The organism is Streptomyces sp. SP17BM10 (assembly GCF_036322405.1).
Lineage (GTDB): Bacteria > Actinomycetota > Actinomycetes > Streptomycetales > Streptomycetaceae > Kitasatospora.
Genome location: NZ_JAQYXB010000602.1, coordinates 42693 through 65101 on the forward strand (window position 1 = coordinate 42693; position 22409 = coordinate 65101).

The 22409-nt window shown below is 74.6% G+C and carries 18 protein-coding genes; 6 read left to right on the plus strand and 12 right to left on the minus strand.

The window, feature by feature from the left end; all coding sequences use genetic code 11:
* The first annotated feature begins 342 nt into the window (after positions 1-342).
* Both PUR71_RS21990 and PUR71_RS21995 read left to right on the plus strand, forming a co-directional pair.
* Positions 343-816 carry a ferritin-like domain-containing protein gene (locus tag PUR71_RS21990; RefSeq protein WP_329928806.1) on the plus strand — a complete coding sequence of 158 codons (474 nt, stop codon included), beginning with the start codon at positions 343-345 and terminating at the stop codon, positions 814-816.
* Positions 817-913: 97 nt separating this feature from the next.
* Entirely contained in the window at positions 914-1822 is a 909-nt protein-coding gene (locus tag PUR71_RS21995) for an aminoglycoside phosphotransferase family protein (protein WP_329928786.1), read from the plus strand.
* On the opposite strand, the gene PUR71_RS22000 is transcribed toward PUR71_RS21995, so the two are convergent.
* From PUR71_RS22000 to dxr, 5 genes are all read right to left on the minus strand, one after another.
* Positions 1795-2376, minus strand: coding sequence for a GNAT family N-acetyltransferase (locus tag PUR71_RS22000; RefSeq protein ID WP_329928787.1), 582 nt, complete (start codon positions 2374-2376; stop codon positions 1795-1797). The genes PUR71_RS21995 and PUR71_RS22000 overlap by 28 nt on opposite strands.
* 107 nt (positions 2377-2483) lie before the next feature.
* Positions 2484-3359, minus strand: a complete 876-nt coding sequence (locus PUR71_RS22005; RefSeq protein WP_329928807.1) for a GNAT family N-acetyltransferase — start codon at positions 3357-3359, stop codon at positions 2484-2486.
* Between the two features lie 192 nt (positions 3360-3551).
* On the minus strand, positions 3552-4712 hold the full coding sequence (gene ispG / locus PUR71_RS22010) for a flavodoxin-dependent (E)-4-hydroxy-3-methylbut-2-enyl-diphosphate synthase (RefSeq protein ID WP_329928788.1): 1161 nt from the start codon (positions 4710-4712) through the stop codon (positions 3552-3554).
* A 144-nt stretch (positions 4713-4856) separates the two neighbouring features.
* On the minus strand, positions 4857-6161 hold the full coding sequence (locus tag PUR71_RS22015; protein ID WP_329928789.1) for a M50 family metallopeptidase: 1305 nt from the start codon (positions 6159-6161) through the stop codon (positions 4857-4859).
* Between the two features lie 117 nt (positions 6162-6278).
* Positions 6279-7523: a 1-deoxy-D-xylulose-5-phosphate reductoisomerase gene (dxr, locus tag PUR71_RS22020; protein ID WP_329928790.1), complete on the minus strand. Its 1245-nt coding sequence runs from the start codon at positions 7521-7523 to the stop codon at positions 6279-6281.
* Positions 7524-7630: 107 nt separating this feature from the next.
* On the opposite strand from dxr, the gene PUR71_RS22025 reads away from it, so the two are divergent.
* Positions 7631-8299 carry an NAD(P)H-binding protein gene (locus PUR71_RS22025; protein WP_329928791.1) on the plus strand — a complete coding sequence of 223 codons (669 nt, stop codon included), beginning with the start codon at positions 7631-7633 and terminating at the stop codon, positions 8297-8299.
* A 64-nt stretch (positions 8300-8363) separates the two neighbouring features.
* Here the strand turns inward: PUR71_RS22025 and PUR71_RS22030 are convergent, their stop codons facing one another.
* The 3 genes from PUR71_RS22030 to PUR71_RS22040 form a co-directional block, all read right to left on the minus strand.
* The gene (locus PUR71_RS22030) at positions 8364-9806 is read right to left on the minus strand and encodes an aldehyde dehydrogenase family protein (RefSeq protein WP_329928792.1); all 1443 of its coding nucleotides are present in this window, start codon (positions 9804-9806) and stop codon (positions 8364-8366) included.
* Between the two features lie 208 nt (positions 9807-10014).
* Entirely contained in the window at positions 10015-11580 is a 1566-nt protein-coding gene (locus tag PUR71_RS22035; protein ID WP_329928793.1) for a PucR family transcriptional regulator, read from the minus strand.
* 154 nt (positions 11581-11734) lie between these two features.
* Positions 11735-13810, minus strand: a complete 2076-nt coding sequence (locus PUR71_RS22040; RefSeq protein ID WP_329928794.1) for an ATP-binding protein — start codon at positions 13808-13810, stop codon at positions 11735-11737.
* Between the two features lie 242 nt (positions 13811-14052).
* On the opposite strand from PUR71_RS22040, the gene gabT reads away from it, so the two are divergent.
* Together gabT and PUR71_RS22050 are read left to right on the plus strand one after the other, a co-directional pair.
* Positions 14053-15393: a 4-aminobutyrate--2-oxoglutarate transaminase gene (gene gabT / locus PUR71_RS22045; RefSeq protein ID WP_329928795.1), complete on the plus strand. Its 1341-nt coding sequence runs from the start codon at positions 14053-14055 to the stop codon at positions 15391-15393.
* Positions 15394-15909: 516 nt separating this feature from the next.
* Positions 15910-16545, plus strand: coding sequence for a phosphatase PAP2 family protein (locus PUR71_RS22050; RefSeq protein WP_329928796.1), 636 nt, complete (start codon positions 15910-15912; stop codon positions 16543-16545).
* Here the strand turns inward: PUR71_RS22050 and PUR71_RS22055 are convergent.
* A complete protein-coding gene (locus PUR71_RS22055) occupies positions 16542-16880 on the minus strand; it encodes a DUF2218 domain-containing protein (RefSeq protein ID WP_329928797.1) in 339 nt (112 codons plus the stop codon). The two genes, PUR71_RS22050 and PUR71_RS22055, sit on opposite strands and share 4 nt — an antisense overlap.
* 188 nt (positions 16881-17068) lie before the next feature.
* On the opposite strand from PUR71_RS22055, the gene PUR71_RS22060 reads away from it, so the two are divergent.
* Complete coding sequence (locus PUR71_RS22060; RefSeq protein ID WP_329928798.1) at positions 17069-17638, plus strand: MarR family winged helix-turn-helix transcriptional regulator; 570 nt, start codon at positions 17069-17071, stop codon at positions 17636-17638.
* Here the strand turns inward: PUR71_RS22060 and PUR71_RS22065 are convergent.
* The 3 genes from PUR71_RS22065 to PUR71_RS22075 form a co-directional block, all read right to left on the minus strand.
* On the minus strand, positions 17635-18369 hold the full coding sequence (locus PUR71_RS22065; protein ID WP_329928808.1) for a ZIP family metal transporter: 735 nt from the start codon (positions 18367-18369) through the stop codon (positions 17635-17637). The genes PUR71_RS22060 and PUR71_RS22065 overlap by 4 nt on opposite strands.
* 304 nt (positions 18370-18673) lie before the next feature.
* A complete protein-coding gene (locus tag PUR71_RS22070; RefSeq protein ID WP_329928799.1) occupies positions 18674-20377 on the minus strand; it encodes a restriction endonuclease in 1704 nt (567 codons plus the stop codon).
* A 113-nt stretch (positions 20378-20490) separates the two neighbouring features.
* A complete protein-coding gene (locus PUR71_RS22075; RefSeq protein ID WP_329928800.1) occupies positions 20491-22218 on the minus strand; it encodes a hypothetical protein in 1728 nt (575 codons plus the stop codon).
* Positions 22219-22409: the final 191 nt, after the last annotated feature.

The following is a 22409-nucleotide window of genomic DNA, read 5'->3' on the forward strand; positions in this document are numbered from 1 at the left end:
CTCCAGCCCCTGCGCGCCGAGGTGGCCGAGCACCGGGCGGCACTGGCACAGACCCTCGCACCGTCGACACCGTCCGCACCCTCCACCACCGCACCGGGGGGCACCCCGGCCCCGACGGCCGCCCCGTCCCCGGTCACCACCACCGCCGAGCTGGCCGCCCTCGAACGCCGGACCGCCCAGGCCCACCTGGCCGACCTGGGCGCCGCGTCCCCGCAGCTCGCCCGGCTCCTGGCCTCCGTCGCCGCGTCCGCGGCCGTGCACGCCACCGCGCTCGGCGACACCACCGCCCCGGCCTCCGCCCCCTCCGCATCCCCGAGCCCCTCCACGACCCCGAGCCCCTCCATAACCCCGAGCACGGCGCTCACCCCCGAGGCCATCACCGCGCTCCAGGGAGCCCTGAACGCCGAGCACGCCGCCGTCTACGGCTACGGCGTGGTCGGCGCCAAGCTCCCCGACGACCAGCAGCGCGCCGACGCGCGAACGGCCTACGCCGACCACCAGGCCCGCCGGGACGCGTGGCAGCGCCTCCTGACCGGCGTGGGAGCGACCCCCGGCGCGGCGGCCGCCGGCTACCAGCTCCCGTTCGCCGTCACCGACGCCGCCGCGGCCACCCGCCTCGCCGCCCACATCGAGACCCGGCTCACCACGGTCTACGCCGACCTGGTCGCCGCCGTCCCCGCCCAGCAGCGCACCGCCGCGGCCGAGGCGCTGCGCGAGGCCGCCCTGCACGCCCGCCGCTGGGGCGCGCCCCAGCGCGCGTTCCCGGGCATCGACGACCAGGCCACCGCGTCCCCGACCCCGTCCGCGACCCCCTGAACCCGGCACCCGCCACGCGACACTGACCTGCGCTTTCGCCCCCATCCCCGACAATGGACGGGTAGCACCACGGGGGAACACCAACCGGAAGGCCGGCATGTCGGGAGCAGCAGCACAGATCACCGTGCCGGCATGGCTGACGCGCAGCATCACCGCGAGCCCCGGCGGCGACGCGGCCGGGGCCTGGCTGGCGGGCCTCCCGGAGCGGGTGGCGGCCCACCTGGCCCGGTGGGACCTCACCCTGGAGCGCGTCCTCGATCCGGGCGGCAGCCTGAGCCTCGTCGCCTACGTCCACCGTGACGACCTCTCCCCCGCCGTGCTCAAGGTCGGCCTGGTCACCCCTGAGACGGCCGCCGAGCACGTCGCGCTGACCGCATGGGCCGGGCGCGGGGCCGTCCTCCTCCTGGACTCCGTCCCCGCCGAAGGGGTCCTGCTCCTGGAGCGCCTGCACGGCGACATCCCCCTGCGGTCGCTCGCCGAACCCAAGGCCATGCTGGAGGCGACCAGCCTCCTCCACCGCCTGTGGGTGCCGCTGCCCGAGGAGCACGCCTTCCCCACCCTCGCCGACCGCGTCGCCGCCGGGGCGCCCGCCGTCGCGTCTCCGCCCGAGGCGGCCGCCCTCGTCGCCGAGGCCCTGGAGACCGGAACCGCCCTCGCGGCCTCCGCCACCGAGACGTTCCTGCTGCACGGCGACTTCCACCACGGCAACGTCCTCGCCGCCGACCGCGCCCCCTGGCTGGCGATCGACCCCCGCCCCCTCGCCGGGGAGCGCGCCTACGACCTGGCCCGCCTCGTCCTGGACCGCGCCGACACCGTGATCGCCTCGGCCGGTGCACCCGGCGCCATCCGCAGGCGGCTCCACCAGCTCTCCGAGGCCCTGGAGGTGGACCAGGAACGCCTGCGCGGCTGGACCCTCCACCGCGCCGTCGACCTCGGCCTGCGCGCCCTCGCCGCGCAGCGCCGGGAGGACGCCGAGCTCTACCTGGAGTTCGCCGGCGCGCTCTGAACCGCGCCCGCACCGGGCCGCCGCAGCGGCAGCGGGGCCCCCATCACCGCGTACAGCCGGTCCGTGGCCGGGAAGCGCACCGCCCGCGCGAGGTCCTGGTAGCCGAGGGAGCGGTACAGCCGCCGGGCCGGCGTCTCGGCGTCGATCGCGGACAGGATGCTCCGGTCGAGGCCCGAGCCCTCGCACAGCCCCCGGATCAGCCGCGAACCGACGCCCCGGCCCTGCCACTCGGGCAGCACGTGCAGCTCGGTGATGGCGAACACCCCGTCCAGCCAGTCCCCGTGACCACGGGAGACCAGGTAGGGCTCGATGACGGTGCTCCACCAGTGCTCGCGCCGGTTGGGCATCCCGTACCCGAAGCCGACGAGCCGCTCCCCGCTCATCGCACCGAGGGCGATCACACCGGGCTGCTGGGCGTGCCGACCGACGATGTGCAACCGGACGGCGACCTCCTCGGGCGTCAGCCCGAACGCCACCGCCTGGACATCGAGCGCCTGCGGCGCCCAGGCCGCGAGGTCGATGGCCTCGATCCTCACCCCGGTCAGCTGATCCATGCCCCGGACGTTACTACCCGCGCCGCGCCGACGCGGGCGGAGCCGCAGATCAGCCCCACCGACCCGGCCGAGCACCCGGAGAAGTCCCCCCGACAACGACGCCCCCGTCAGAAGAGCACGCTCATGAACGCCCCGACCTCGCGGAAGCCCACGCGCCGATAGGCGGCCCGGGCCCGCACGTTGAAGTCGTTGACGTACAGCGAGACCACCGGCGCGACCTCCCGCAGCGCGATGTCCAGCACCGCCGCCATCCCGGTCTCCGAGAGCCCCCGCCCCCGGTGCTCCGGCGCGACCCACACCCCCTGGACCTGGCACGCCCCTTCGGTCACCGCGCCGATCTCGGCCTTGAAGACCACCTCGCCGTCATCCCCGAAGCGCGCGAACGACCGCCCGGTGGACACGAGTTCGGCGACCCGGGCCTGGTACAGCAACCCCCCGTCGCCGGCCAGCGGCGACACCCCGACCTCCTCGGTGAACATCGCCACGCAGGCCGGCATCAGCGCCTCGACCTCGTTGCGCCGCACCCGCCGGACCAGCGGATCGGGGGCGATCTCCAGCGAGGACGCGGTCGTGGCCATCAGCGGCTGGTGGGCGCGCACGTCCCGGGCCGGCCCCCAACTCCGTTCCAGGAGCGCCCAGAAGGCCGCCGTCGGTTCGGCCGGGCCGACGATCGAGGAGCACCGGCGCCCCTGGCGCCGTGCCCGCTCCGCGAAGGCCTGGACCGCCGAAGGACCGGCGTTGACCAGCACCAGGTTGGCCCCGGCGTAGCAGAGCGCGTCGAGGACGCCGTCCTCGTCGTACCAGCCCCACATCTCGCCACCGAGCCGCCAGGGATCGAGGCCGACCGACTCGACGCGGGTGGCGACGAAGGCGTTGGCGACCGGGTCCCGGTGGAGGATCTCCAGGGCGTCGGCGAGGTCGGGCGGCTCCAGCACGCGGGTGGTGGCCAGGGCGCGGGCGCCCTGGAACGCGCTGGGGAGCATCACACCTCGATCGAGCATCGAGACAGCACCTCACTGAGACGACTCTGGCCGCACCCTACTCCGTGGCCCCACCCGGCTACGGCCGCGGGGCCGTCCGCGAACGGACGGCCCCGCTTCCGGAAGGACGGAACACCGTTGCGCACGGGCCCGGGGCGGACGAACCGCGCGGGCCGCGGGGGAACCACCCGCCGGTCACTCGCCGGCGACGACCGTCGGTGCCCCGGCCTCGACGCCCTCGGCCTGCATCTGCTCGGCGAGCTTGAGCGCCTCCTCGATGAGGGTCTCGACGATCTTCGACTCCGGGACGGTCTTGATGACCTCGCCCTTGACGAAGATCTGGCCCTTGCCGTTGCCGGAGGCGACCCCGAGGTCGGCCTCGCGGGCCTCGCCCGGGCCGTTCACGACGCAGCCCATGACCGCGACGCGCAGCGGCACCTCCATGCCCTCCAGGCCGGCGGTGACCTCCTCGGCGAGCTTGTAGACGTCCACCTGGGCGCGGCCGCAGGACGGGCAGGAGACGATCTCCAGACCGCGCTGGCGCAGGCCGAGCGACTCCAGGATCTGGTTGCCGACCTTGATCTCCTCGGCCGGCGGGGCCGACAGCGAGACCCGGATGGTGTCGCCGATGCCCTCGGAGAGCAGCGCGCCGAAGGCGACCGCGGACTTGATGGTGCCCTGGAAGGCCGGCCCGGCCTCGGTGACGCCCAGATGCAGCGGGTAGTCGCAGGCGGCCGCGAGCTGGCGGTAGGCCTGGATCATCACGACCGGGTCGTTGTGCTTGACCGAGATCTTGATGTCGCGGAAGTCGTGCTCCTCGAACAGCGAGCACTCCCACAGCGCGGACTCCACCAGCGCCTCGGGGGTGGCCCGGCCGTACTTCTCCAGCAGGCGCTTGTCGAGCGAACCGGCGTTGACACCGATCCGGATCGGCACGCCCGCGTCCTTGGCGGCCTTGGCGATCTCGCCGACCTTGTCGTCGAAGGCCTTGATGTTGCCCGGGTTGACGCGCACCGCGGCGCAGCCGGCGTCGATCGCGGCGAACACGTACTTCGGCTGGAAGTGGATGTCGGCGATGACCGGGATCTGCGACTTCTTCGCGATGATCGGCAGCGCGTCGGCGTCGTCCTGGGAGGGGACGGCGACCCGGACGATCTGGCAGCCGGAGGCGGTGAGCTGCGCGATCTGCTGCAGCGTGGCGTTGATGTCCGAGGTGACGGTGGTGGTCATCGACTGCACCGAGACGGGGGCGTCACCGCCGACCGGAACGTTGCCGACCATGATCTGCCGGGATACTCGGCGCTTGGCGAGCGGCTTGAGCGGCAGGGACGGAATACCGAGCGAGATCGCGGTCATGTGCGCAGGGTTCCCCAGGGTGGAGGTGTGGTCGACCGCCCGGCCGAAGGAAACGGCCGGGGCCGGGCGCGCCACGATCGCGCACCCGGCCTCCACGGTACGGCACGGGGGTGGAGCCGGGCACACCAGCCGTCCCCGGACGCACTAGCTGATCTTGACCGGGTTCACCAGGTCGGCCACCAGGACCAGCAGCGTGAATCCGATGAAGACGCTGGCCACCACGTACGCCAGGGGCATCAGCTTGGCGACGTCGAACGGGCCCGGGTCGGGCCGCTTGAACAGCTGTGCGAAGCGGCGCCGCACCGACTCCCAGACGGCCCCCGCGACGTGGCCGCCGTCGAGCGGCAGCAGCGGCAGCATGTTGAACAGGAACAGCGACAGGTTGATGCCGGCCAGCAGGTTCACGAAGAACGCGATCCGCTGGGTGCCGGGGATGTCGAGCGAGAACACCTCGCCGCTCACCCGGGCCGCGCCGACCATGCCGATCGGGGAGTCCGGGTCGCGGGGGGCGTCGCCGACGACGGCGTTCCACAGCCCGGGGATCTTGCCGGGCAGGGCGACCAGGGACTTCACGCCGTTCTCGGCCATGTCCGTCATCCGTTCGAGCGACTGCCCGAAACCGAGCTGGACGACGCCACTCGCCGGGGTGAACCCGAGGAACCCGGCCTGGACGGTCTGCCCCTTGATCGGGATGTCGTTCGCGTCGTACTTCTGGACGTCGTTGACCGCGATCGTCGGGGTGAGGGTCAGCTGCTGCCCGCCCCGGTCGACCACGACCGGCACGGTCCGCCCGGCCGACTTGCGGATGTCCGCCTGGAGCTGGTCGTAGGTGCGGATGCGGTCCCCGTCGAAGGAGAGGATCCGGTCCCCGGCCTTCAGCCCGGCCGTCGCGGCGGGGGTCTGCGGGGCGCCCGCCGGGCAGGCGTCGGTGGGCTGGCCCGCCTTGACGATGCACTGCGCGACGGTGCTGACCGTCGGCACGTTCATGGAGACGCCGAAGCCCATCATGACCGTCAGGAAGAGCCCGAACGCCAGGATCAGGTTCATGAACGGCCCGGCGAACATGACGATGATGCGCTTCCACGGCTTGCGGGTGTAGAACAGCCGGTTCTCGTCACCCTCCTGGAGCTCCTCGTAGGAGGCCTCGCGGGCATCCTCGATCATGCTCCGCCAGGGCGAACTGCTGCGCTTGGCGATCCGCCCGTCGTCGCCCGGCGGGAACATCCCGATCATCCGGATGTACCCACCGAACGGGATCGCCTTGATGCCGTACTCGGTCTCGCCCCTGCGGCGCGACCACAGGGTCGGGCCGAAGCCGACCATGTACTGCGGCACCCGGATGCCGAACAGCTTGGCCGTGGAGAGGTGGCCGAGTTCGTGCCAGGCGATCGACACCAGCAGCCCGAGCACGAAGACCAGGATGCCGACCACCGTCAAAACCGCTGCCACCGCAACTCCTCCGTCATGCCGCTCCGCTCATCGTCTCGTCCTACCGCGACCAGAGCCACGGTTCAACCGCCGCGACCGGCCGGGGCTGCGTCGATCGCCCCGGCTCGGTCGGGTCGCTCAGCCCGCCGCGAGCTCGCGGGCCCGGGCGCGGGCCCAGTCCTCCGCGTGCAGGACGTCCTCGACGGTCAGGGAAGTTCCCGCCGCCGCCGAGCCGCCGTCGTGCTGTCCGTGCTCGGCCACGACCTTGGCAACAGTGTCCACGATTCCCGTGAAGGCGAGCCGGCCCTTCAGGAAGGCCTCCACGCACTCCTCGTTCGCCGCGTTGAACACCGCCGGCACCGTGCCGCCCAGCGAACCCACCTCGCGGGCCAGCTCGACCGCCGGGAACGCGTCGTTGTCCAGCGGGAAGAACTCCCAGGTCGCGGCCTTGGTCCAGTCGCAGCCCGGCGCGGCGTCCGGCACCCGCTCCGGCCAGCCCAGGCCCAGCGCGATCGGCATCCGCATGTCCGGCGGGCTCGCCTGCGCCAGCGTCGAACCGTCGGTGAACTCCACCATCGAGTGCACCACCGACTGCGGATGGACCACGACCTCGATCCGCTCGAACGGCACGTCGTACAGCAGGTGCGCCTCGATCACCTCCAGGCCCTTGTTGACCAGGGTGGCCGAGTTGATCGTCACGACCGGGCCCATCGCCCAGGTCGGGTGCGCCAGCGCGTCCTGCGGGGTCACCCCGGCCAACTGCTCCCGGGTCCGGGTGCGGAACGGCCCGCCGCTCGCCGTCACCATCAGCTTGCGGACCTCCGCCCGGGTGCCGCCGGCCAGCGCCTGGAACAGCGCCGCGTGCTCGGAGTCCACCGGCACGATCTGACCCGGCTTCGCCAGCGCCTTCACCAGCGGACCGCCGACGATCAGCGACTCCTTGTTCGCCAGCACCAGCACCCGGCCCGCCTTCAGCGCGGCCAGCGTCGGGCGCAGCCCGATCGACCCGGTGATGCCGTTCAGCACCGAGTGGCACTCCATCGCGGCCAGCTCGGTCGCCGCGTCCGACCCCACCAGCACGGTCGGCAGCGCGCGGCCCGCCGCCTTCGCCGCCAGCGCCTCGCGCAGCGCCGGCTCGGCCGCCGGATCGGCGACGGCCACGGTGTGCACGCCCAGCTCCAGCGCCTGCTCGGCGAGCAGCCCCACCCTGCCGCCGGCCGCCGACAGGGCGACCACCCGGAACCGGTCCGGGTTGCGGAGCACCACGTCGATGGCCTGGGTGCCGATCGACCCGGTGGAACCGAGGATCACCAGCTCCCGGGGGCCGGACGGGTCCTGCACGGTGGGCGTGAAGCGCAGCTGCGGGTGGGCGAGCGAAGTCATGCGCCCATTGTGTCCTGCCCGGCGCCCTCCCCGTGCCCGCCCCGGGGCGTCCGCCCCGCGGCGCGCTCCGCACGACGGGGGCGCGCGCCGCGACTACCGTCGGAGCCATGCGTACCGTCATCGCCGGGGGCCACGGACAGATCGCGCTCGCCCTCGAACGGCTGCTCGCCGCCCGCGGCGACCGCCCCGCCGGGATCATCCGCCGCCCCGAACAGGCCCAGGACCTCGTGGCCGCCGGCGCCGAGCCGCTCGTCCTCGACCTGGAGGCCGCCACCGCCCCGCAGCTCGCCGCCCTGCTCGACGGCGCCGACGCCGTGGTCTTCGCCGCCGGCGCCGGACCGGGCAGCGGCGCCGACCGCAAGAACACCGTCGACCGCGACGCCGCCGTCCTGCTCGCCGACGCGGCCGAACTCGCCGGCGTCCGCCGCTACCTCATGGTCTCCTCCATGGGCGCCGACGCCCACGCCCACCACCCCGCCGACGCCGTCTTCGAGACCTACCTGCGCGCCAAGGGCGCCGCCGACGACGCCGTCCGGGCCCGCACCACGCTCGACTGGACGGTGCTGCGCCCCGGCCGGCTCACCGACGGCCCCGGCACCGGCCTGGTCCGGCTCGCCCCCGACACCGGGCGCGGCTCGGTGGACCGGGCCGACGTGGCCGCCGTCCTCGCCGCCCTGCTGCGCGAACCCGGCACCGCCGGGCAGACCCTCGAACTGATCGCCGGGAACGCCACGATCGACGAGGCCGTCGCCGTCGCGGCCGGACACGACGGCTGACCGGCCCCGGACGCGCGGAGGGCCCGGTTCGGTGTGAACCGGGCCCTGCGTGCTTCGTCCCCGCCTACAGGTCGAGGCCCGTCAGGACCATGACCTTCTCGACGGTGTAGTCGTCCATCGCGTACTTGACGCCCTCGCGGCCGACGCCCGAGTCCTTGACGCCGCCGTACGGCATCTGGTCGGCGCGGTAGGACGGCGCGTCGCCGATGATCACACCGCCGACCTCCAGCTCCCGGTGGGCGCGGAAGGCGGTCTGCAGGTCGTGCGTGAACACGCCCGCCTGCAGGCCGAACGGCGAGTCGTTGACGGCGGCGAACGCCTCGTCGGTGCCGTCCACCCGGTGCAGCGACATGACCGGGCCGAACACCTCGGCCTTGGCCAGGATCGCGTCGCCCGGCAGGTCCGCCAGCACGGTCGGGGCGTAGGTCGCACCCTCGCGCGTCCCGCCGGCCAGCACCTTGGCACCCTTGGCGACCGCGTCGTCCACCCAGGACTCCACGCGCTTCGCGGCGTTCTCGTCCACCAGCGGGCCGACGTCCGTCGCGTCCTCGTTCGGGTCGCCGGTGACCTGGGCGTTCACCTTGGCGACGACCTTCTCCACCAGCGCGTCGTACACCGAAGCGTCGGCGATCACCCGCTGCACCGAGATGCAGGACTGGCCGCCCTGGTAGTTGGCGAACATCGCGATCCGGGTCGCCGCCCAGTCCAGGTCGGCCTCCGAGGACCAGTCGGCGAGCACCACGGCCGCGGCGTTGCCGCCCAGCTCCAGGGTGCAGTGCTTGCGCGGCACCGAGTCCATGATCTGGTAGCCGACCTTGTCCGACCCCGTGAAGGAGATCACCGGCAGGCGGTCGTCCCGCACCAGCGCGGGCATGCGGTCGTTGGGCACCGTCAGGATGCTCCACGAACCCGCCGGCAGGTCGGTCTCGGCCAGGATCTCGCCCAGCACCATCGCCGACAGCGGCGTCGCCGGGGCCGGCTTCAGGACGATCGGGGCGCCGACCGCGATCGCCGGGGCCACCTTGTGGGCGACCAGGTTCAGCGGGAAGTTGAACGGGGCGATGCCGAGCACCACGCCCCGCGGGAAGCGGCGCACCACCGCGAAGCGGCCCACGCCGCCCGGGTCGGTGTCCAGCCGCATCGTCTCGCCGTTCGTGCGGCGGGCCTCCTCCGCGGCCCAGCGGAAGACGGAGACGGCGCGGCCGACCTCACCGCGGGCCCACTTGATCGGCTTGCCGTTCTCGGCGGTGATCAGCCGGGCGATCTCCTCGGTGCGCTCGGCCAGCCGCTTGGCCACGTGGTCCAGCGCGGCGGCGCGCACGTGCGCCGGGGTGGCCGCGAACACCGGCAGGGCCGCGACGGCGGCGTCCAGCGCCTCGTCGACCTGGGCCTCGGTTGGGACGCTCACCCGGCCGACCAGGCGGCCGTCCCAGCTGTTGCGCACCTCGAAGTCGGCGTCACCGCTCGCCCGGCGGCCGGCGAGCCAGAAATCGTACGTGGTGGTCACCGTGGTACCGGCCCTCTCCTCGTCGTCGTCGGACCCACGAACATGAGCCCGAACCCGAGGGTAGGTGCGCGGACGCGCCGACCGGATTGGCCGCCGAGGAGCGTTCGGCCCGGGGGCCACTCCATACCGTCCAGACGTTCGACGCGGGCCGGGCCGCCGCTCCCGGGCTCGGCGCCCGCTCCCCGCCCAGTCCTCGATTGCTCCTCGACTACTCCTCGCCGGAGCGCAGCGCCAACCACAGCTCCATGCGGACGTCGGTGTCGTCCAGCGAACGCCCGAGCAGTTCCTCGACCCGGCGCATCCGGTACCGCAGGGTGTGCCGGTGCACGCCCAGGTCGGCCGCCGCCGCGTCCCACTGCCCGTGCCGGGACAGCCACGCCCGCAGCGAGGCCACCAGGTCACCGCGGGCCGTCCGGTCGTGCTCGCGCAGCGGCCGCAGCAGCCCCTCCGCGAACGCCGTCACCGCGTCCTCGCCCAGCAGCGGCAGCAGCGACCCCGCACCGACCTCCTCGTGGTCCACCGACCGCCGGCCACCGCGCAGCGCCACCGCCAGCGCCCGCTCGGCCTGCGCGTGCGCCGTCCCCGCCTCCTCCAGCACGGCCGGCGCCGAGACGCCCAGCGACAGCCCCTCGTGCTCCTCGACGACCGCCAGGCAGGCCCGGTGCACCGCGCCGTTGTCCAGCGCCAGCACCATCAGCCGCGGCCCGTGCGTCCCGTCCTCCCGCGCCACCAGCAGCTTCTCGCCCACCCGGGAACCCGCCTGCTCCGCCCGGTCCCCCAGCTCGACCAGCGCGTCCCCGGCGTCCGCGTTCGGCCCGGCCCCGGCCACCAGGACCCGTATCGTCCCCTCCGGCAGCCCCCCGAACAGCCCCACCGCCACCTGCCGGGCCGTCGCCACCTCGCCCGCCAGCACCATCCGCAGCAGCGCCGCACCCATCCGCTCCTCCGCCTGCCGCAGCTCGCGCGAGCGCTCCAGGGTGAGGGTCAGCAGCGCCACCGCCGCGTTCAGCACGTACCGCTCGGTCGGCGTGATCCGGTCCTCGGTCCCCACCGCCAGGAAACCCCGGGCCCGCCGGTCCGCGCCCAGCGACTGGACCACCACGTAGTCCTCGTCCGCCGTGTCTATCCCCGGCGACCGCCCCTGCAACGCCGCACTCGACGGCGCCGGACGCCGCCGCAGTCGGTCCACCTCCGCCGCCAGCCGCCCCGCCCGGCGCGCCGCCCAGTCCGGCGCCACCACCGACAGCGCGCCCGACCCGTCGTACAGCGCCGCCCAGCCCCCCAGCCGCGCCGCCAGCCGGCGCACCACGGCCGTCGTCCCGTCCTTGCCGAGCGCGGCCCGGGTCAGCTCCTCCTGCGCCTCGAAGCTCGTCGTCACCGCCTCGTACTGCTCCGCGGCCAGCGCCGCCGACACCACCTTGCTGATCGCGATGAACGGCGTCGGCTCCGGCACCCGCAACAACGGCAGCCCGCGCTGCGCCGCCGCCTCCACCAGCGGCTGCGGCACCTCCGTGTGCGACAACCCCACCCCCAGCCCGAGCCCCACCACCCCGGCATCGGCCAGCCGGTGCACGTACGCCTGCAACCGCGCGGCCGTGCGGCCCAGCTTGATCCCGGTGGTGAGCAGCAGCTCGCCACCCTCCAGGAACGGCGTCGGGTCATCCAGCTCACTGGTGTGCACCCAGCGGACCGGCCGCTCCAGGTGGTCCGCACCGGCGAGGACCGTCAGGTGGAGCGAACTGTTGCGGACGACGGAAGCGAGTGTGGGAGGCATGGCACCTTCGGGGGAACGACCCGACCGCGCCGTTGCGGCCGGGCGAGGAGAGGGCAGCGGATCTGGTGAGGGGCTCTCCCCTTCATTATGGACGCTCCGGACAACCGGCACTGCCGAATCCACCTCGGAGGCGACTTCCGACCCCTCGTCCGCCTCAGCCCCGGAGATCGACCAGGAGCGGCGGAACCTGCTCCCCCGACACCGCCGTCAACGACACCACCGCGTGCCCCGCCGGCAGCGCGTGCGCCAGATCCGACGGAGACCACCGCAACCGCTCCACATCCCGCGTCGTCACCGACTCCGTCTGCGCCGTCGTCCCCGACAACGCCTTCCGCCCCAACCGCCCGACCCGCCGCACCATCCCGCCGGAGGTGTCGGGGGTGTGGGTCACCGCCGTCTCCTGCACCAGGTGCGTCCCCCAGGCCTCCGAGAACAGCCGGCCGTCCCAAGGCGCGATCCCCGGGAACGCCATCCGGCAGCCGACCGCGCCGAACAGCGGCGCGCGCAGTGCCTCCGGCAGGTCCACGAGCGTCCGCAGCAGCAACACCGCCCCCGCGTTCGCACCCCGCATCCGCTGCACCCCGCGCACGGTCGCCGCGTCCAGCGCAGCCGAGGCGTCGTCCACGACGAGACCGGCGAACAGCGAACGGTCCTCCCGCGCCCCCGCCGCCTGCACGAACTGGCCCACCACCAGCCGGGACAGCATCCGCGCCGCCTCCGGGTGGCTGCGCTCGGGCAGCTTCACCCGCACCCGGAGCGGATGGTCGAGCACCCGCATCGCGAACGGCGGGCGCCCGGTGCCGTCCGTCGCGAAGGCCCCCTCGAAGGCCGGGCGGTCCAGCAGCGCCAACCGGTCCGCCAGCAGCGCACCGGGATCGTCAGCCCGGCCGCGCTGACGCTCCCGGTGCTCCAGGTCCCGCTCGTACGCGGCCAGCCGACCCGCCACCCCGAGCGCCTTCACCAGGGCGGCCAGGGCATCCGCCTCTCCGCCCAGCAGCGCCCGCAGCTCGCGAACACCCGGGTACCGGCGGTACGCGGCGTGGAACGGGCCCACCACCTGCTGGAGCGCCGTCCGGGCGCTCTCGGCTCGCGCCGTCAGCTCGTCCGGCAGCAGCGCCTCGGCCAGCCGGGCCGCCGCCCCGTCCGGACCCTGCGCGGCGCCGTACAGGTCGAGGCCGTAGACGGACGACGGGTCACCGGGCGCGATCACCACGTCGTACCAGCCGTCCGGGCCCAGGTCCGCGTCCGCCGCGCCGATGACCACCGCACACGCCGTCCCGGCGAGCGCCTGCAGGCACAACGCCTCCGCCACCGGCCGGGCCAGCCGCGCGGTCTTCCCCGTCCCGGCCGGGCCCACCGCCAGCAACGAGGTGCCGAGCACCGCCGGATCCAGCGCGAACCCCGCCGCGCGGTGGGAGGGCGGGTTCTTCGGGACGTCCTGCGTGACTCCCAGGCACACCTGACGGAGCAGCAGGTCGTGCCGCTCCGCACGACCGGGCAGCTCGCGCGCCTCCGACGGATGGGCGAACGCCGCGGCACCACGGGCACCCACCTGCTCCACGAACGCGGGGACGAACACCGGATCGGCCTGCGCCGACTCCCAGGCCTGCTGGATGCGCACGTAGTCGACGTCGCCGACCGCCTCGCCCTCCAGGCGCCCCGCGGCCGCAGCCGCCCCTCCTTCCCGCAGCCCCGCCCACGGATCCAGCCGCCGCGCCCCCTCGACGGCGACCTGGCTCTCCTCGGCCCGCTCCTCCTGCGTCACCGCCCGCGACAGCAACGGGGCCGCGTACCGGCGCCACACCTCGGGCCAGCGGCCCATCCGGCCGAAGACCTTGATGACGGCTGCTGCCACCACAACGTTGACGGACACACCGACCACGGTCACAGCCGTTTCGGTGGGGTGCTCCACCCACACGGTCATGACGATCAGGCGAAGCACCAGTTGGGTGCCGTAGAGAAAAGCAAGCCACCCCACCACCGCGTTGAGCCCCGCCCGCAGCAGCAGCGGCCAGGCCGCCACCCTCGCCGCCTCCGCCCGTTCCGGGTCGATCTGGCGGTAGCCGAGCCGGTAGATGCCCGGTTCGGCGGACGGGCGCGGGGCGGAGGCCCAGGTAGGGAGGTCGAAGGCGGGGGTGGTGGTGGAGCGGCTGCCGGGGCGCTGGTGGGGCATGGGGGGTGGGGGTGCGGTGGTGCGGTCGCCGTGGTGGTGTGCCCCGTCCTGTGCCATGTGTACGGCCCCGCTCCCTCGCCCGCCCGGCCCGACCGCCGTCGGTGCCGCCATACCCATGCCGCCGTACCGGCGACACGCCCGCGCTCAATGTAGTGGAGCGGGGCCTGCGGGTAGTCGTGCCACCCGCGCTGGCCGTGCCGGACAAGTCGGACGGCGCAGTGCTACCGAGTGGCGCATGCCCGGTCCCCGGGGGCGGCCGTAGCCTGCGAAGCACCGAGCCTAGAAGTCTGGAGAACCCCATGAGCGCCGCAACGCCGCTCCCGCAGGAGCGCCGCCTGGTCACCGCGATCCCCGGTCCGAAGTCGCAGGAGCTGCAGGCCCGCAAGCTGGGCGCGGTGGCGGCGGGTGTCGGCACGACCCTGCCGGTGTACGTGTCCCGCGCCAACGGCGGCGTGCTGGAGGACGTGGACGGCAACTCGCTGATCGACTTCGGTTCCGGCATCGCCGTGACCAACGTCGGCAACAGCGCCGAGGCCGTGGTGGCGAAGGCGAGCGAGCAGCTCGCCGCGTTCACGCACACCTGTTTCATGGTGACCCCCTACGAGGGCTACGTGGCCGTCGCCGAGCAGCTGAACGAGCTGACCCCGGGCGACCACGACAAGCGCACCGCGCTGTTCAACTCGGGCGCCGAGGCGGTCGAGAACGCGGTGAAGATCGCCCGCGCCTACACCAAGCGCACCGCCGTCGTGGTCTTCGACCACGGCTACCACGGCCGCACCAACCTCACCATGGGCCTGACGGCGAAGAACATGCCGTACAAGCAGGGCTTCGGCCCGTTCGCCCCGGAGATCTACCGCGTGCCGGTGGCCTACCCGTACCGCTGGCTGACCGGTGCGGACAACTGTGCCGCCGAGGCCGCCGCGCAGGCGATCGACATGATCAACAAGCAGATCGGCGCCGAGAACGTCGCCGCGATCATCATCGAGCCGATCCAGGGCGAGGGCGGCTTCATCGAGCCGGCCAAGGGCTTCCTGCCGGCGATCGTGGAGTACGCGAAGGCGAACGGCATCGTGTTCGTCGCGGACGAGATCCAGACCGGTTTCTGCCGCACCGGTCAGTGGTTCGCGTGCGAGGACGAGGGCGTCGTCCCGGACCTGATCACCACCGCGAAGGGCATCGCCGGCGGTCTGCCGCTGGCCGCGGTGACCGGCCGCGCCGAGATCATGGACGCCGCGCACGCGGGCGGTCTGGGCGGCACCTACGGCGGCAACCCGGTGGCCTGCGCCGCCGCGCTGGGCGCCATCGAGACCATGAAGGAGCAGGACCTCAACGGCAAGGCGCAGCGGATCGGCGAGGTCATGCTCGGCCGCCTGCGGGCGATGCAGGAGAAGTACGACATCATCGGCGAGGTCCGCGGCCGCGGCGCCATGATCGCCATCGAGCTGGTGCAGGCGGGCGGCAAGGAGCCGAACGCCGAGGCCACCGCGGCGATCGCCAAGGCCTGCCACGCCGAGGGCCTGGTGGTGCTGACCGCCGGCACCTACGGCAACGTGCTGCGCTTCCTGCCGCCGCTGGTCATCCCGGAGCACCTCCTGAACGAGGGCCTGGACATCCTGGAGGGCGCGTTCGCCGGCGTCTGACGCGGTGAGCGCCCCACCGGGCGACGTACCCCCGCCGGAGGGTTGTCCGGACAGCGCTGAACGGCCCGCGGGGACCTGGGACCAGGTCTCCGCGGGCCGTTCGGTTTCCGCGTGGCGGCGCCCCGGATGAGGCTTCCTCATGGAGAAGCGCGGGCCGGTCGTTCACAGGGCGGGAGGGTTGCCCGGTGGGCGGTGAAGATGATGTGCGGAATCACTGAAGGCGCTCGGCGTGGAAGGACCGTTGACGTAGTGTCATCGCAGATGGACAGCGAGCCCCAGCCATTGGCGGAGCCGTCCGCGGATCCGCCGTTCGAGGCGGGTTCGCACCGGGACGACCGCGCGGACAACCAGGCCGCCCCGCACGGGGTGGTGCATACCGAAGGCCGATCGACCGACCGTCCGACCCACACCCCCCGGGGCGCACGGAACGGCGATCATCCAAGCCGCCCCGGAGCTCTCCCCCCTGCTCCGGGGCGGCTGTTCCGCGTCCTGGGCCGGACGGCGGCCTCTCCGCTGGTGCCGCTCGTCGCGGTGGTCCTGCTGGTGCTGGTGTCGTGGCAGGTGCTGGTGGACGGGCCGCTGCTCGGGCTGGACCGGTGGGTCAGGCACGGTGTCGCGACGGCCCACCACGCCCTGCACAGCCCTTGGCCGAACGGCCTCGGCCACGGCCTGTCGGACCTGGGAAGCACCGTGCCCGCGATCCCGGTCCTGCTGGCCGGGGGTGGGCTCGCCGCATGGCGTGCGCGCCGGGCGGGGGCGGCCCGCTGGTGGCTGCCGCTGCCGGTGGCGGCGCTCACCGCGGTGCTGATCCCGCTGCTGGTGGTCCCGGCCAAGGCCGTGTTCGCCCGGCCCGGTCCACTCGGCGATCCGCTGCTGCCCGGCCAGTGGGGCTGGTACCCGTCCGGACACACCGCCACGGCGACGCTGTCGTACGGGGTGGCGGTGCTGCTGCTCGCCCGGACGACCGGGACGCGCGTCGCGCGCGGGTTGCGGGCGGCGGCGGTGCTGCTGGCAGCCGGGACCGGCGCGGGGCTGGTGTGGAGCGACTTCCACTGGGTGCTGGACGTGGTGGCCAGCTGGTGCCTGGCCGTCCTGGTGCTGTGGACGCTCGGCCGCCGGCTGCCCCGGCCTGTTCCGGGAGACGCGACCTAGGAGTCCTTCGGGTCCTCGTCGTTGCGGTGGACGAGGCCGGGCTCGCCGTTGTCGCGGTGCCACTCGACGACGAGTTCGTCGCGCGCACCGAACCGGACGAGATGGTGGCCGACGACGTCCTCCAGGCCGGGGAGGTTCTCGCGCTCGCCCTCGACGACGAGCAGCAGGGCGTCCGGCCGGGCCTCCAGGGTGGCGGTGCCGGCGCTGAAGGCGAGGGTGCCGCGGCCGGTCTCCTCGGAGAAGGCGGCCTCGATCTTGCGGCCCATGTGGGCGGCGAGCTGCTTGGCGTAGCGGGCGGGGCGGTCGGTGGCGACGCGGGCTTCGGAGCGGGGCACGGGCCCTCCAGGTTCCAGGGAGGGCACTTAGGGCACCCTCACTTGCCGATACGCTAACCCAGATAGTGAGTTTGGCTCAACATTTTTCCGAGGGTCGTCCGAACCCGGCCGGAACGCCCGTCCGCCGCCGGTCGCGGGCCGCGGACCGGCCGATACGCTTGGGCGGACGCCTGCCGAGGAGACCGCCCATGACCACCACGCCGACCGACCCGGCGCCCTCCTCCCCCACTCCCCCGGCGGAACCGGCGGGCCCCACCGACCCGGTGATCCCGGCGGAACCGGCGGGCCCGACGGATACCGCCGCCGAGCTGGCGGACGCCATGACCCGGGCGATCAAGCGGATCCGGCGCCTCACCAGCGAGCGGCTGGAGCCCTACGGCATCACCCCCGGCCAGGCCCGGGCGCTGCGCACGCTCGCCCACGCGCCCGGCTGCGAGGTGCCGGACCGCGCGATGCGGCTGAGCGACCTCGCCGACCGGCTGCACATCGCCCCGCGCTCGGCCACCACCGTGGTGGACGCCCTGGAGGAGGCCGGCCTGGTCGAGCGCAGCCCGGATCCGGCCGACCGGCGGGCCGTGCGGATCCTGCTGACCGAGGCGGGCCGCGCCGCGGTCGAGCGGATCGGGCTCGTCCGCCACGAGGTGGCGCAGGAGTACTTCGGCGAGGTCGGTCCGGCTGACCAGGACGCGGTGCTGCGCGTGCTGCGCGCCGCCGAGACCCGTTACGCGGGCCGCTGGCCCTCCCCCGGCAGGCCCTAGTTGGCGAAGCCGATCACCAGCCACATGAAGCCCACCCCGGCGAGCGTGCAGAGCAGGGTGTTGCGGGACGGGTGCGGGCTGTGGGCTTCCGGGAGGATGTCGGAGGTCGCCAGGTAGAGCAGGAAGCCGGAGAAGAAGCCCAGGTAGAGGCCGAGCAGGTGCTCGGGGATGGTGAAGGCGAGCGTGATCGCGGCGCCCGAGACCGGGGCGATCGCGTCCGCCGCGAGCAAGGTCAACGCGCGGCGCCGGTTGTTCCCGTAGAGCCGGGTGATCGTGTACGTGTTGAAGCCGTCCGCGAAGTCGTGCGCGACGACGGCGATGGCGACGACCGTGCCGACCGTGGTGCCGGCCTGGAAGGCGGCGCCGATCGCGAAGCCGTCCATCACGCTGTGTCCGACCAGGGCCAGGGCGGCGCTCAGGCCGATGCCCTGGCGCCCCTGCGCGTGGTGGTGCCCCTGCGCGTGGTGGTGGCCGTGGGTGTGCTCGGCGTACTCGCCCTCGTGGCCCCGGTGGATGGCGACGGCGCGCTCGACCACGTGGATCGCGAGGAAGCCCGCCGCGAACATCAGCAGCGCCTGCGGCACGCCGTGCACCTCGCCGGGCGCCTGGCGCAGGGCCTCGGGCAGCAGGTCGAAGACGACGACGCCGAGCATCAGTCCGGCCGCGAAGCCGAGCACGAGGTGGCGCCGGTCGCCGGTGCGCTGGGCGACGAAGCCGCCGATCAGCGTCATCAGGAACGCGCCGGCGGCGACGAGGACGGCGGTCACCGGGCGGCCTCCGCGCGTGTCGGTCCGTCAAGTGGTCTGCGGGCCGCTCTGCCCATCCGTCTCCCCCAGGGTTGCGCCCGACGCCGGGCCGACCGCCGACCGTACCGGACGGGCGACCGGCGGCTCCCGCCCGGGGTGCCCGGCCCGGCCGGGGCTCGTTCCCCAGCCTCGGGCCGGGGGTGGTGGCGCGCCCGCCGGAGGGGCCGTCGGGGTGAGCCCGCCGGGGCGAACGCGCTGGTGGGAGCGGGGGGCGGCCTGAGGGAGACGGTCAGCGGCCGGTGGCGAGCGGCAGCCCGAGGTGGGTCATGGCGAGTTCGCGGACGCCGTCGCCGTCGACCAGGTGGATGTGACGGTGGCTCTCCTCGGCGGTCAGGTCGAGGGCCTCGTCGGTGAAGCGGCCGGTGGTCAGCCGCAGGCCGCGCTCGGCGGACTCCTCGCCGACGGCCTCGGCGAGCGTGCGGATCTCGTCCGCGGCGACGTCCTCCGCGCCGCGGGACGCCCAGACGACCCAGCGCCCCGGCAACGCACTGCCGGGAGCGCCCTCGCCGGTCGCGACCAGCCCGGCCGGGCCGCGCAGCCGCACGCTCCACCCGGTCAGGCCGCCCCGGGTGAGCAGGTCGCGGACCAGCTGGGCGAACTCGTTGGCGGACAGGTCGGGCGCGGCGGGCACGGCAGCTCCGGCCAGCGCGGCGGGCTCGATGCCCGCCCTCGCGTAGGGGTCGGGGGTGACGGCGGCGCCGAGCTGGCGCAGCCGCACCAGGGCCTCGTCCTGCTCGGCGTCGGCGTAGACGCCCTCGCCGTCGCGCTCCTCGTAGGGGGCCGCGGCCGGGAGCAGCCGGGTGCGGGCCAGGGCGTCGCGGTCGGCGTCCACGCTGACCAGGCAGAGCGGCCCGGCCCCGCCGGGCTCCCGCAGCCAGCCGTTGAGGACGACGCCGGAGAGTATCTCCTCGGTGTCGACGGCGTCGGCCGCCTGGAGGGCGCGCAGGGCGAGCCGTGCGACCAGCCGCAGGTAGTCGGTGGCCCGGTCGGCCGGCGGGCGCGGCACCGGGTGGATGTCGCCGTCGGGGGCGAGCCGGTAGCCGGTCAGCGAGGGGACCAGGTCGAGCGGCGGCAGGTCGAGGTCCAGCACCGCGGTGCGGGTGAGCGGGCGGAAGACCGCCCGGCAGGGGGCGGGTAGGTCCTGGGTGGCGGTCTCGGCGGCGGCGAGGGCCCGTTCCAGCAGCGATTCCACCGCGGCGGGCTCGGCCAGCCGGTAGGCCCGGCGGCACTCCTCCAGGCTCTCGTTGTACTCGCGCACCGCGCGGGCCCGGGCCGCCTCGGCCGCCTCGTGGACGCGGCGGGACTCGTCGGCCGCCGGGTTGCCGGCCTCGGCCCGGCGGGTGCGCCACTGACGCAGGGCGCGCTGGTGGGTCAGCCGGGCCTGGGCCAGCTCGCGCTGGTAGCCGGAGTCGAGGAGGCGGCGGGTCGGCGCGGCGTCGGGGTCGGCGGCGGCCGGTTCGGCCGGGGCGAAGTCCTCCCAGCGGGGCTCGGGTTCGGTGGCGTCCGGGCCGGGCGCCGGGTAGGGACGGGGCTCGTAGTGGCGCAGCTGGCTCTCGAAGTCCATGGCCGAGACGGGCAGCGCGGCCCGCCGGAGCAGGTCGGCCAGGCGGTCGTGCTCGGCCTGGACGGTGAGCGTGCGGTGGTGGGTGAGCGCGGCGGCGCGACCGTGGGCGGCGACCGACTCCTCGTCGGTGGACGGGCCGTCAGCGGGAGCCTCGGGGCCGCCGCTGGCACCGGTGCCGCCGGTGCCGACACGGGTGCCGGTCGCGCCCTCGTTGCTGGCGACACCCGTGTCTGTGGCCGGGTCCCCGGGCGCGGACGGGTCGGGGCCCGGGTCCGCGCCGAGGTCACGGAAGACCGAGGCGAGGAAGCCCGGCTGGGGGAACCGGGTGGTGGCGGCGCCTTCGGACTGGCCGTCTGCTGAGTACTGCATCGGTCGTCGTTCCCCCATGCTCGTCGGCGCCTGCGCGGGGACGACCGGCGACCCCGCGGCCCGCCCCTGCGGACATTGTCCACCGAACGGGCGCGGGTGGTCAGCCAAGCCTCTCAGTTGGTCCGGGTGTTGGTCAGGTGGAGGCCGATGTAGCCGACATAGATCCGGCCACTGCCCGAGCAGTCGTCGAGGTAGTGCAGCCGGGGTGCGGTGCGCCCGCCGCCGATCCGCAGGTGCGCGCCCATGAACGCGCGCCGGGAGGCGTCGACGCACTCCGGCACCGGCAGCATCCGCTCGCGCTTCCACTTGGTGTGGCTGTGCACCGTCCGGGACTCGCCGCGGACCGCCTTGCGGGGCGGGAAGCGGTGACAGCCGTCCGGCGTGTGCTCGCACCACTGCTTGAAGTCGCCGCGGGCCTCGCCGCGGACGGCCGCCTCGGCGTACTCCTGGAGGGCCGTCAGCCCGTCCCAGGCGAGGCGGGCCCAGCCGGCGCCCGCGCACTGGAGCTCGTCCAGGGCGAGCGCGGACTTCTGGTCCCCGGTGAAGGTGAGCAGCGGGAACTCGCCCAGCCGGGAGAGGAGTTCGGTGAACGTGTCCGGGTTGGCGTCCGAGCCGGGCACCGGGCCCGGCACGACGGTGGTGCGCGGGCCCCCGGGCGCGCCGACGACTGGGGCGGCGGAGGCGGCGGTGGACGGAGCGCAGAGGCGGCCGGGCAGGGCGTGCGCCCTCGACCGGGTGCGGCGCGCGCGACGCAGCGTGCGCCGGACGCGCTCCAACTCGTCCGCCCTGGCCTGCTGTTCGGCCCGGTCCTGCTGCTCCTCGCGGGCGAGCGCGGCCAGTTCGGCGCGGGCGGCGGCCGGGTCGGCGCAGGACGCGGCGTCCGGACGGGGCTGCGACGGGGGGACCCGCAGCACCGGGACGGCCGCGAGCACGGGCGGCAGGGGCAGTTCGGCGGCGAGCCGGCGCGGCTCCCGGGCGAGCAGGCCGGCGGCGCGGCGGACGTCCTGCTCTATTCGGCCCCGGGCGAGCACCGGGTGCCGGGCGCCGTCGTACCGGGAGGCCGGGTCGACCTCGGGCAGGTAGGTGCGGACGGCCCCGCCGTAGACGGAGTGGAACTCCAGCGCGACGTTGAATCCGGTGCGGGCCCCAGGATCCAGGACGTAGGCGGTGGCGAGGCCGGGTAGTTGCTGGCAGAGCGGACGGACGACGGACTCCGTCCACCCGTCGACCGGGACGTTGACCGGGACGCTGGCCACGACGGTGGGCAGCCGGCGCTCCGGGTCGCACAGCTCGTCGATCAGGTCGTCGACCTCGGCGGCGGTGATCACCCGCGGCGCGAGCTGGACGGCGGCCGGACCGTCGGTGGCGTCCAGCAGCGGCAGCAGACTGCGGGCGAGCTCGGGCACCGGCACCCGGCAGGGCGTCCGCAGGCCGCTGCCGGTGCTGTGCGTCTCGGCCTCCAGCCGGACCCAGGTCGGGCCTGCGGCGGGCGTCGCGACGGTCAGGGTGAGCTGGTGCGTCCCGTGGGGGGCCGGGGTGCGCAGGCGGCGGCGCGAGTAGTGGCCGGTGGCGGGGCCGCGCAGCGGGCCGTGGTCGCGGTCGAGCAGGACGCGGTCGCCCAGGCGCAGGCGCTCGACCTGCGGGCGCTCGGCCTGCAAGTGCTCGGCCTGCAAGTGCTCGGGGGAATCGGCGGTGGCAGGGCCGGTGACGGGGGGGTCCACGGCGTACGGGCTCGCTGCGGGCGGGGGGTCCTCGCAGCCTTCCCGCTTCAGCCAGTCGGCCAGCTGCTGGTCGGCCAGCGAGACGGCGTCGGCGTGCGGGAGCGTCGTGGTGACGGTCATCCGGTAGGGCGTCGCGGGGCCCCTGGGGCCGGGTAGGTCGGCTCGGGCGGGCGACGGGGAGCGATCCGAGGTCATGCGCATACCTCCGTGGTGCGGTGGTGGGGTCTGGTGTCCTCCATCGATGGTTTTCGTCCGGTTCGGCCGGATCCTTGCCCAGGAAACGCCACGGCCCGGAGCGGAAGTTCCAACTC

Excerpts from the sequence above, each read along its gene's own strand:
- PUR71_RS21995 (WP_329928786.1), top strand. The coding sequence starts at position 914 with ATGTCGGGAGCAGCAGCACAGATCACCGTGCCGGCATGGCTGACGCGC.
- PUR71_RS22000 (WP_329928787.1), bottom strand. The coding sequence starts at position 2,376 with ATGGATCAGCTGACCGGGGTGAGGATCGAGGCCATCGACCTCGCGGCC.
- PUR71_RS22005 (WP_329928807.1), bottom strand. The coding sequence starts at position 3,359 with ATGCTCCCCAGCGCGTTCCAGGGCGCCCGCGCCCTGGCCACCACCCGC.
- ispG (WP_329928788.1), bottom strand. The coding sequence starts at position 4,712 with ATGACCGCGATCTCGCTCGGTATTCCGTCCCTGCCGCTCAAGCCGCTC.
- dxr (WP_329928790.1), bottom strand. The coding sequence starts at position 7,523 with ATGACTTCGCTCGCCCACCCGCAGCTGCGCTTCACGCCCACCGTGCAG.
- PUR71_RS22025 (WP_329928791.1), top strand. The coding sequence starts at position 7,631 with ATGCGTACCGTCATCGCCGGGGGCCACGGACAGATCGCGCTCGCCCTC.
- PUR71_RS22035 (WP_329928793.1), bottom strand. The coding sequence starts at position 11,580 with ATGCCTCCCACACTCGCTTCCGTCGTCCGCAACAGTTCGCTCCACCTG.
- PUR71_RS22040 (WP_329928794.1), bottom strand. The coding sequence starts at position 13,810 with ATGGCACAGGACGGGGCACACCACCACGGCGACCGCACCACCGCACCC.
- gabT (WP_329928795.1), top strand. The coding sequence starts at position 14,053 with ATGAGCGCCGCAACGCCGCTCCCGCAGGAGCGCCGCCTGGTCACCGCG.
- PUR71_RS22060 (WP_329928798.1), top strand. The coding sequence starts at position 17,069 with ATGACCACCACGCCGACCGACCCGGCGCCCTCCTCCCCCACTCCCCCG.
- PUR71_RS22065 (WP_329928808.1), bottom strand. The coding sequence starts at position 18,369 with ATGACGCTGATCGGCGGCTTCGTCGCCCAGCGCACCGGCGACCGGCGC.
- PUR71_RS22070 (WP_329928799.1), bottom strand. The coding sequence starts at position 20,377 with ATGCAGTACTCAGCAGACGGCCAGTCCGAAGGCGCCGCCACCACCCGG.
- PUR71_RS22075 (WP_329928800.1), bottom strand. The coding sequence starts at position 22,218 with ATGACCGTCACCACGACGCTCCCGCACGCCGACGCCGTCTCGCTGGCC.